Origin of the sequence: Tabrizicola sp. (genome assembly GCF_031377265.1) — a bacterium.
Taxonomy (GTDB): domain Bacteria; phylum Pseudomonadota; class Alphaproteobacteria; order Rhodobacterales; family Rhodobacteraceae; genus JAUYQR01.
Window position 1 is genome coordinate 1 of the sequence record NZ_JANMET010000106.1, and the last position, 8,369, is coordinate 8,369.

An 8,369-nucleotide genomic window follows, 5' to 3' on the forward strand; every position below is an offset into this window, starting at 1 on the left:
TCCGGATGACCGATATGCACGAGATTTCGGGCAGCAACGGCGGGTCGAACTGGTGGGACAAGGTGCCATCGAAAGGGCAGGGCTGGGGTGCAGATCAGTGGCGCGAGGCGGGGTTCCGGGCAGTGCCGGGCAGCATCGTGCGGCGGTCGGCCTACATCGGGAAGAACGTCGTGCTGATGCCGTCGTTCGTGAATGTGGGTGCCTATGTCGGTGAGGGGTCGATGGTGGACGGCTGGGCCACGGTCGGGTCTTGTGCACAGATCGGGCGCAACGTGCATCTGTCGGGCGGCGTCGGCATCGGCGGCGTGCTGGAGCCGATGCAGGCGGGGCCGACGATCATCGAGGATGATTGCTTTATCGGCGCGCGGTCCGAGGTGGTGGAGGGCTGCATCATCCGCGAAGGATCAGTGCTGGGCATGGGCGTGTTCATCGGCAAATCGACCAAGATCGTCGACCGGGAAACCGGGGCGGTGATGTATGGCGAGGTGCCGGCGGGATCGGTCGTGGTGGCGGGGTCGATGCCGTCAAAGGGCGGGATCAACCTTTACTGCGCGGTGATCGTGAAGAAGGTCGATGCGCAGACCCGGTCAAAAACCAGCATCAACGAGCTGTTGCGCGACTGACCCAAGGGTCAGGGTACCAGCAACGCGGCGGCAAAGACGGCGGCTTCGGGGCGCGCGGGCGGGCCGTAGCCAAGCACCGGATCAACTGCCAGTTCGGGGAACAGGGCCAGAATCTCGCCGCAGGTTTCGGCATCGTGACCCGCCAGTGTGGCCGGGCCGGGATGGTAGCGTTCGCTCCACAGCCCTTCGCTGCGGATGATCTGATGGCGGTCAAACAACAGGTGGTGATAGGTGACCGGCGCGCCAGCCCGGTGCCGCCGCAACCGGCCAATCTGTGCCAGATGGACGGCCTTGACCAACACCTCGGGCAGGCCGCAACAGAGTTCGGCCCGCCAGATGCAGCCGGTGTTGTGGGGAGACAGGCAGTTCGGCGCTATTGCCCAAAGCGCCTGCCGGAATGCAGACGGCGGCCATTGCGCCCGGCGCGGACAGGGTCCGTGACCCCGTCCAGCGCAGCGGCTGCAACCCGTCATCCATCGTGACCACAAGATCGCCGACCAGCGGGTCTTCGACGGCGACGGGGCCGAGGGCGGTGTCGATCCGGGTGCCCGCGACAAAGCAGGGCAGGACCTGACCTTTGACAAAGCCCACATCGGTTACGCCCTTTTCGTTGATCACCTCGTAGGAAAAGCTGGCCTCGCCGGGGGCGTCGGTAGCATCGCTGATCACGGTGATGGTGCCATCGGCGTTGACCACGATCTCCAGCCCCGAGGGCAGGGTGATGTGGCTGCCTTCCTGCACCGGAATGCTATTGATCTTGGTGATGGTCAGTTTTCCGCCCGAGACGTTAAGGTCATTACCGATCAGATCGACACTGACCTTGCCGTCATGGCCGATCTCAAAACTGTCATCCTCGGCCACCACTTCGGTCTGGATGGAATCGCCCGCGATCTACAAATTGCTGTCATAGGCCGCGTCGCCACCGTCAGCGATGCCGATTTTGATCGTGTTTTCTTTGCCGGGAACCACCACTGCCTTCAGCGTCAGGGTGACGGTGAAGCCGTCCATCTCGGTGTTGTACTGTTCCTTGGCGTTGTCGACATAGCGATCGCCATTCGAATTCGGGTTGATGTTGTCGATCGAGATGTCGCCGTTGCCAACCGTGAGAACCGCCTTTTCACCGTTGACCCAAATCCCCACCGCATCGTTGAAGCCCGAGCCTACATATTCCAGATACTCCCTGGACGAGAAGGTGATCTGCATGGTCAGAACCGAGCCCAGAGGCACGAACTTTGCCTCCAGTATCGCGGCGTCATAGGTTTTGGCGCCGGCGATGGCGTTCAGGTCCTTGTCATTGTCCACGCCCTTGGTGTCGGTGGTGCGTGACGCGGTCTGGTTCGCCTTGCCCTTGCTGTTGGTGAAGTCGCCGGCCTTGCCGGTGGACAGGATCACCCCGGTGTCGGAGGGGGTGACGCCAGGGGCCCCAGACAGCCCGTCGCTGTAGACCCCGGCCGAGGCAGCGTCGCCTGTGTAGGTGGCGGAAACGATCTTGATGCCGCTGCCAAACATGGCATCCGCCATCTTCACGGCGCTGACCACGGTGGTGACCGGAAGCATTGTCGCGCTGACCGTTGCGCCCCCCCTTTTCCGTCTGACCGTTGCGAGGGTGGCACGGAAGGACTGCCGAACCCCTAAGCCTCGCGGCAAAAATTACTGTGAATTTTCAGGGTTGAGCGGTCGCTTCGCCCCGGAACGGTGATTTGTCCGTCTGGCGCAGGTTTTCGTCCGGACCGAGGAAGCGCGCCAAAGCCTGATCCGGCATATCCGACCGGCAACAAGCAGGTGGGCGATGCAGGATCAGATGTTGGACGCAGGCTATGACCGGGCGGCGGGGGGGTGGGCCGAAGGCTTGCGCCGTCTTGGCTATGACCGGGCGTACCGGGTGTTCCTGCGCCGGGTTCTGGCGCAAGGCCATGCTCGGGTGTGCGACGTGGGAACCGGAGCTGGTGATCTGGCGCTGGCCTATGTGGCGGTGATGGGCGCACCGGAGGATCTGGTGCTGGTCGATGCGTCAGCCGGGATGCTGGCCGTGGCCCGCGAACGCCTTGGCCGGGGGCGACCCGTCAAGGCACGGCTGGGCCAGTTTGACGATGCGGCGGGGTTCGATCTGGTGCTGGCCGGGCATGTGATCGAACATTGCCCGGATCCGGGTCTTGCGATGCGGCAATTGGCGCGGCTGGTACGGCCGGGCGGGCAAATCGTGCTGATCGTCAGCAAGCCGCATTGGTGCCAGTGGCTGATCTGGCTGCGCTGGCGGCATCGCTGGTTTTCGGCAACCAGCATCGTGGAACTGGCCGAGGCCGCCGGGCTGTTGCCCGATACGACACTTCCGTTCGAGACCGGGGCGCCGCGGCGGACCAGTCTTGGCTATCTTTTTACCAAACCCAAAGGAGAGACCAAATGATTATTGCAATTGTGGATTTCAGTGTGGCACCCGAAAATCAAGCCGTGGCGCTGAACATATTGGCCGGAGACGGAGTTGCGGCAACGGCGATCAAGGGCAACCTTGGCTTTCGCGCCTTTACCGATGCGGGCAGCAAGACCCATGTCGGCTTGATGCACGAATGGACGGATCAGGCGGCGTTTGACGCTTATGTCGCCTCGCCGGGGTTTGCCACCGTGGGCGCGCAGTTGCGGCCGCTGATGACCGGCGCGCCGACAAGCCGGCGGTTTGAGGCGACCCTTTACGAAACGGTGCGTTAGCAGCAGTCTGGGGGAATGAACGTGCCCCCGGCCTTTACCGTCAACCGGGAGTTCCCGGTGGCCCCACCTGCCGATTTCCGGATCGGCAGGCACTACCTTTTGTATGCCCGCGCCGGCAGTATGCGGCTGGAACAGGGCGGGCGGCAATGGTCTTTGCCCCCGGCCCGCGCGGCGCTGATTGCGGCGGATGTGCCGATCAGGGTGACGATTGCGCACCCCTTGCTGGCCTGTTCGGTGCTGTTTGACGCACAGCGGTTTGCCGCCCCGCCTGCCAAGCTGGCGGTGTTCGAGATGACGGCACTGGCGCGCGAGCTGGTGCTGGCCTGCCGGGATTTTGGCGATGATGCCGTGCATCCGCCGATAGCCGAACAACTGTTCACAACGCTTGCCGCAGTCACCTGGACGCTGTCGGAACGGCAAAGTCCTGCGGTGCTGCCGGTCGGCCGGTCTGCCGCCGTGCAGCGCGCGCTGGCCTTTACCGAGGCGCATTTGGACGAAGCTTTGAACTTTGACGACGTGGCGGCGGCGGCAACGGTGACGCCCCGGTCCCTGTCGCGGCGGTTTGCGGACGAGTTGGGCCTGCCTTGGGGTCAGGCGTTGCGACGGATGCGGATGATCAAGGCGGGCGAAGATCTGGCGATGACCGGCGCGCAGGTGACGGGAATTGCGCTGTCGGTGGGGTACAGTTCGGTGTCGGCCTTCAACGCGGCATTCCGGGAGTTTTCCGGGAAAAGCCCGACGGCCTATCGCGATGACATCCGCGACCGGGCATTCTGATCATTACTTAGGTATTGCCCTAAGTGTAGCGGAATGTTAGTTAGGGATATGCCTAATCAACAACCTCTCGACACGATCTTTCAGGCCCTGTCCGACCCCACCCGCCGTGCGGTTCTGGACCGGCTGGCGACCGGCCCCGCAACGACCGGGGCCCTGGCCGAACCCTTTGACATGGCGCTGCCGTCCTTCACCCAGCATCTTGGGGTGTTGGAGCGGTCGGGGCTTGTCACCTCGGACAAGGCCGGGCGGGTGCGGACGTACCGGCTGGCCCCTGCCCCATTGGCCGAGGCGGAAGGCTGGCTTAGTCAGCGGCGCGCGATGTGGGAAGCGCGGCTGGACCGGCTTGATGCGCTGCTGTTGTCGCAGCGCGATGATCGCATTGTCAGGGGGGTCAAATGACCGCTGATGCAGCAAAGGTGAAAGGCCCCGCGTCCTACTTTCCGTCGATCGAGCGGGCCTATGGCCGTCCCATCGCGGAATGGCAGGCAATGCTGCGGGCGCTGCCTGCGATGACCCATATGCAGATGGTCGCCTGGCTTAAGGAAACGCACGCCATGGGCCATGGCCATGCCAATGCGCTGGTCGCCCAGACCCTGGCCGAGGACAAGCAACGAAACACCTGAGGAGTGCCGATGATGACCGATTTCGACCCCAAGATGGACCTGGTGCTGGAACGCTATATCGCCGTGCCGCCGCAAAAGGTGTGGGCCGCCTGGACGGTGCCCGACATCCTGATGCAATGGTTCACCCCCGCGCCGTGGAAAACCGTCGCCTGCGAGATCGACCTGCGGCCCGGCGGCAAATTCCGTACCGTGATGCAAGGCCCCGATGGGGAAAGCAACGACGGCACCGGCTGTTATCTGGAGGTAGAGCCTGACCGCAAGCTGGTCTGGACCAGCGCTTTGGGTCAGGGGTACCGGCCGAACGTGCCACAATACGGGGTGCCGACCTTCACCTGCCTTCTGGAACTGACGCCGAAAGGCGGCGGCACGGTCTACCGCGCCACTGCGGTGCATGGCACCGAAGCGGATGCCAAGATCCATGCCGACATGGGCTTTGCCGATGGCTGGGGGGCGGCGCTGGATCAGTTGGTGGCGCTGATGTCGCGTTAGGCTGTTGGACGCGAGGGGGCTGCCGGGTTGCCAGATAGGCTCGATCCTCCGTTCTGCACGGGCAGAGGGGCGGCGTCTCGCGGAACGCAGCGCTTGGGGCAGGCGGGTTGTCCCTGCCCCGTGGCGCAGCGCAGGCAACAAGCCCACGCTCCGCCGGGTTGACTTCATGCCGGGGGGTGGGTCATTTCGGTCTGAACGGTCTGCAGGAGCGCGCGCGATGGACGAGACGGAGATGAACCAGACGGCCAAGCCGGAAAAGATCAAGCGCCCGCAGCAGGTGTTCACGCTGGTGGTCGAAGTCGGGCGCAAGGCTGGCGACGGGCTGCCGGACAAGGCCACCGGGGCGGGGCTGATCATCTATGCCAGCGGTGTCGATGAGGCCGAGGCGGTGCGCGAAACCGTGGCAATCCTGAAGGAGGCCGACCTTGCACCGCTGGACGTGGCGGGCCACGGCACGCTGGAGGAACGGCTGAAGGCCGGCGACGAGGTTGGCGAGGACGAGCGCGCGCTGATGGCGCGGGCACTGGCCGAAAACTCGGTTATCGTGGCCGAGATGACGCCGTTTTTCGACTGAGACGCAAATCTGCGGCGATCAGGCCAAAGCCCAGCCTTGCGGTCGGGCTTTGGCCGGTGATCAGCGCGGGGCGCCGGTCAGGAGGCAGTTCAGGGCGCGACTTTCAGGGTGACTTCGGTGTTCACGGTGCTGCTGACATACAGCGTGGTCGGTTGACCCGGAAAGCTGTTCACCTGTGTCGAGACGTTGATGTCGGTGATCCGGCATTCTGCCGCGATGGTGGCCAGCAGGTCATCACATTCCTTGGCCGCGCGGGCATAGAGCGCGCGGCGATAGTCCTTGTCGGCCTGATCCAGCGCTTCGGGGCTTTCGGATGCGACCGGGGCGTTGATCGAGTAGCTGACACTGATGATGACCGGACCACCCGCTACCGGCGTGGGCGCGTCTTGCGCAAGGGCAGGCAGGCAGGGCAGGACGGCAAGGGCAAGGGTCAGGCAGGCAACACGCATGGGGGCTCCGGTTCAAAGGTCTTTGGCGTTGGGTAGCATGGTTTTGACGCGGCATGGCAGCGAATTCTTGGCGGCGTGCCGCTGCGGTTGCAGCGCAGGTGCCGGGGCGGTAGGACTTTGGCGAACGCAGTGAAGGATGCCCGCCCGATGACCCCGCTTGACCCTGCCGACCTGACCGCCCGACTGATCCGCTGTGCCTCGGTCACGCCCGCCGAGGGCGGGGCGCTTTCGCTGCTGCAGGGGGTGCTGAGCGACGCGGGGTTTGACTGCACCCGGGTGGACCGGGGCGGCATCGCCAACCTTTATGCGCGCTGGGGGACGAAGGGCGCGAACAAGGCCTTCGGATTTAACGGTCATACCGATGTGGTGCCGGTGGGCGATGCGGCGGCCTGGACGCAGGACCCGTTCGGCGCGGCGGTGGTTGACGGCTGGATGTACGGGCGCGGCGCCACTGACATGAAATCGGGCGTCGCGGCCTTTGCGGCGGCAGCAGTGGATTTCGTGCGGACAACCCCGCCAGACGGCGCGGTGATCCTGGCCATCACCGGCGACGAGGAGGGCGAGGCCGAACATGGCACCGTGGCGCTGCTCGACTGGATGGCCGCGCAGGGCGAGCGGATGACCCATTGTCTGGTGGGCGAGCCGACCTGCCCCGACGAGATGGGTGAGATGATGAAGATCGGGCGGCGCGGCAGCCTGACCTGCTGGTTCACCGCCACCGGCGTGCAGGGGCATTCGGCCTATCCGCACCGCGCGAAAAACCCGATGAGCGCGCTGGTGCAATTGATGGCGCGGCTGGAGGCGGAGCCGCTGGATCAGGGGTCGGCGCATTTCGACGCCTCGACGCTGGCGATCACCACCATCGACTGCGGTAATCCGGTGACCAACGTGATCCCGGCGCGTGGCACCGCGACGGTAAACATCCGCTTCAACGATCTGCATTCGGGGGCGTCGGTGTCGGACTGGCTGCGCGGCCATGCGGCGGCAGTGGCGGCGAAGACGGGGGTGGCGATCGCGGCCCGGATTTCGATTTCCGGCGAAAGCTTTCTGACCCCGCCGGGGGCGTTGTCGGCGCTGATCGCGCGGGCGGTGGAGGCAGAGACGGGCCGGGTGCCCGTCGCCTCAACCTCGGGCGGGACGTCGGATGCGCGGTTTGTGAAGGATCATTGCCCGGTGGTGGAATTCGGGTTGGTCGGGCGCACCATGCATCAGGTGGACGAACGGGTGGAAGTGGCACAGATCCATCAGCTGAAGGCGATCTACGGGCGGATCCTGCGGGATTACTTCGCATGATCGAGATTGCGGTGACGCGGGATATTGCGGCCTGCAGGGCACTGCGCCGAACGGTGTTCATCGAGGAACAGGGTGTCAGCGAGGCCGACGAGGTGGACGATCTGGACGATCAGGCGATCCACCTGCTGGCGACGGATCAGGGCCGGCCGGTCGGATCGGCACGGCTGCTGATCACGGGCGAAGTGGGCAAGGTGGGCCGGGTCTGTGTGCTGCCGGCGGCGCGCGGGACGGGGCTGAGTGCGGCGCTGATGCGGGCGGCGGTGGCGGAGTTGCGCACAGTGCCGGGGGTGCGGCGGGTGAAGCTGGGGGCGCAGACGCAGGCGCTGGCATTTTACGCGCGGCTGGGGTTCACCGCCACCGGGCCCGTGTATCTGGACGCGGGCATTGCGCATCGGGACATGGTGCTGGATCTGTAAGGGCGGCGCTGGTTGGTGCGTCGAAGCCTCTGGCGGGAGTATTCTTGCAAAGAGCAAATCGCTGGGTGCGGGGGCGGGGTTGCGGTTGGGCCGGGCGATCCCATCTTTGTGCGCAAGGAGGCCGCCATGACAAGAACCCGGTTTGAGATGATTTCCGATGAGGTGACCGGCTGGCCCGGTATCGTGACCGGGCGGGGGCGGTTTGGCGCGGTGACGTTTTCCTATGGCGCGCGCGAGGTCGGGCATGTGCATGGATCGAGCCACGCCGACCTGCCGTTTCCGACCAGGCTGCGCCACGAACTGGTGGCGGCGGGGCGGGCCGAGCCGCATCACTTTCTGCCCGACAGCGGTTGGGTGACGGTGCCTTTGGCCGGGGACGGGGTGGCGCGGGCGCTGGAGTTGTTTGCGCTGAACTACGATCT

13 protein-coding genes and 1 pseudogene are annotated in these 8,369 nt (G+C 65.1%); 11 read left to right on the forward strand and 3 right to left on the reverse strand.

Annotated features, from left to right (window positions below; all coding sequences use genetic code 11):
• The coding region (locus RMO18_RS06105; protein WP_309664586.1) for a 2,3,4,5-tetrahydropyridine-2,6-dicarboxylate N-succinyltransferase at positions 1-623 on the forward strand (623 nt) is incomplete at its 5' end.
• Positions 624-631: 8 nt separating this feature from the next.
• Here RMO18_RS06105 and RMO18_RS06115 read toward each other — a convergent pair.
• A pseudogene (locus tag RMO18_RS06115) lies at positions 632-1,487 on the reverse strand (Hint domain-containing protein).
• A 27-nt stretch (positions 1,488-1,514) separates the two neighbouring features.
• Positions 1,515-2,180 (reverse strand): choice-of-anchor L domain-containing protein, encoded by a 666-nt coding sequence (locus RMO18_RS06120; RefSeq protein ID WP_309664591.1) that lies wholly within the window; start codon positions 2,178-2,180, stop codon positions 1,515-1,517.
• A 232-nt stretch (positions 2,181-2,412) separates the two neighbouring features.
• On the opposite strand from RMO18_RS06120, the gene RMO18_RS06125 reads away from it, so the two are divergent.
• The 7 genes from RMO18_RS06125 (at position 2,413) to RMO18_RS06155 (ending at position 5,789) form a co-directional block, all read left to right on the forward strand.
• On the forward strand, positions 2,413-3,027 hold the full coding sequence (locus tag RMO18_RS06125) for a methyltransferase domain-containing protein (RefSeq protein ID WP_309664592.1): 615 nt from the start codon (positions 2,413-2,415) through the stop codon (positions 3,025-3,027).
• A complete protein-coding gene (locus RMO18_RS06130; RefSeq protein ID WP_309664593.1) occupies positions 3,024-3,326 on the forward strand; it encodes an antibiotic biosynthesis monooxygenase in 303 nt (100 codons plus the stop codon). The genes RMO18_RS06125 and RMO18_RS06130 overlap by 4 nt, the downstream gene beginning before the upstream one ends.
• 15 nt (positions 3,327-3,341) lie before the next feature.
• Positions 3,342-4,103: an AraC family transcriptional regulator gene (locus tag RMO18_RS06135; protein ID WP_309664594.1), complete on the forward strand. Its 762-nt coding sequence runs from the start codon at positions 3,342-3,344 to the stop codon at positions 4,101-4,103.
• Positions 4,104-4,151: 48 nt separating this feature from the next.
• Positions 4,152-4,502, forward strand: a complete 351-nt coding sequence (locus tag RMO18_RS06140) for a metalloregulator ArsR/SmtB family transcription factor (RefSeq protein WP_309664596.1) — start codon at positions 4,152-4,154, stop codon at positions 4,500-4,502.
• Positions 4,499-4,726: a DUF4287 domain-containing protein gene (locus RMO18_RS06145; RefSeq protein WP_309664597.1), complete on the forward strand. Its 228-nt coding sequence runs from the start codon at positions 4,499-4,501 to the stop codon at positions 4,724-4,726. The genes RMO18_RS06140 and RMO18_RS06145 overlap by 4 nt, the downstream gene beginning before the upstream one ends.
• 12 nt (positions 4,727-4,738) lie before the next feature.
• The gene (locus RMO18_RS06150; RefSeq protein WP_309664598.1) at positions 4,739-5,215 is read left to right on the forward strand and encodes an SRPBCC family protein; all 477 of its coding nucleotides are present in this window, start codon (positions 4,739-4,741) and stop codon (positions 5,213-5,215) included.
• Positions 5,216-5,432: 217 nt separating this feature from the next.
• Positions 5,433-5,789 (forward strand): hypothetical protein, encoded by a 357-nt coding sequence (locus tag RMO18_RS06155; protein ID WP_309664599.1) that lies wholly within the window; start codon positions 5,433-5,435, stop codon positions 5,787-5,789.
• A gap of 89 nt (positions 5,790-5,878) precedes the next feature.
• Here RMO18_RS06155 and RMO18_RS06160 read toward each other — a convergent pair whose 3' ends face one another.
• Positions 5,879-6,238 (reverse strand): hypothetical protein, encoded by a 360-nt coding sequence (locus tag RMO18_RS06160; protein ID WP_309664600.1) that lies wholly within the window; start codon positions 6,236-6,238, stop codon positions 5,879-5,881.
• A 147-nt stretch (positions 6,239-6,385) separates the two neighbouring features.
• Between RMO18_RS06160 and dapE the strand changes: the two genes are divergently transcribed.
• The 3 genes from dapE to RMO18_RS06175 form a co-directional block, all read left to right on the forward strand.
• On the forward strand, positions 6,386-7,531 hold the full coding sequence (gene dapE, locus RMO18_RS06165; RefSeq protein ID WP_309664602.1) for a succinyl-diaminopimelate desuccinylase: 1,146 nt from the start codon (positions 6,386-6,388) through the stop codon (positions 7,529-7,531).
• Positions 7,528-7,947 carry a GNAT family N-acetyltransferase gene (locus tag RMO18_RS06170; RefSeq protein ID WP_405054017.1) on the forward strand — a complete coding sequence of 140 codons (420 nt, stop codon included), beginning with the start codon at positions 7,528-7,530 and terminating at the stop codon, positions 7,945-7,947. Before dapE ends, RMO18_RS06170 begins: the two co-directional genes overlap by 4 nt.
• A 126-nt stretch (positions 7,948-8,073) precedes the next feature.
• The coding region (locus tag RMO18_RS06175) for a luciferase family protein (protein ID WP_309664604.1) at positions 8,074-8,369 on the forward strand (296 nt) is incomplete at its 3' end.

Bases quoted from the DNA above. Each gene is read 5' to 3' on its own strand.
- RMO18_RS06120 (WP_309664591.1), bottom strand. From the start codon at position 2,180: ATGCTTCCGGTCACCACCGTGGTCAGCGCCGTGAAGATGGCGGATGCC.
- RMO18_RS06125 (WP_309664592.1), top strand. From the start codon at position 2,413: ATGCAGGATCAGATGTTGGACGCAGGCTATGACCGGGCGGCGGGGGGG.
- RMO18_RS06130 (WP_309664593.1), top strand. From the start codon at position 3,024: ATGATTATTGCAATTGTGGATTTCAGTGTGGCACCCGAAAATCAAGCC.
- RMO18_RS06135 (WP_309664594.1), top strand. From the start codon at position 3,342: ATGAACGTGCCCCCGGCCTTTACCGTCAACCGGGAGTTCCCGGTGGCC.
- RMO18_RS06140 (WP_309664596.1), top strand. From the start codon at position 4,152: ATGCCTAATCAACAACCTCTCGACACGATCTTTCAGGCCCTGTCCGAC.
- RMO18_RS06145 (WP_309664597.1), top strand. From the start codon at position 4,499: ATGACCGCTGATGCAGCAAAGGTGAAAGGCCCCGCGTCCTACTTTCCG.
- RMO18_RS06150 (WP_309664598.1), top strand. From the start codon at position 4,739: ATGACCGATTTCGACCCCAAGATGGACCTGGTGCTGGAACGCTATATC.
- RMO18_RS06155 (WP_309664599.1), top strand. From the start codon at position 5,433: ATGGACGAGACGGAGATGAACCAGACGGCCAAGCCGGAAAAGATCAAG.
- RMO18_RS06160 (WP_309664600.1), bottom strand. From the start codon at position 6,238: ATGCGTGTTGCCTGCCTGACCCTTGCCCTTGCCGTCCTGCCCTGCCTG.
- dapE (WP_309664602.1), top strand. From the start codon at position 6,386: ATGACCCCGCTTGACCCTGCCGACCTGACCGCCCGACTGATCCGCTGT.
- RMO18_RS06170 (WP_405054017.1), top strand. From the start codon at position 7,528: ATGATCGAGATTGCGGTGACGCGGGATATTGCGGCCTGCAGGGCACTG.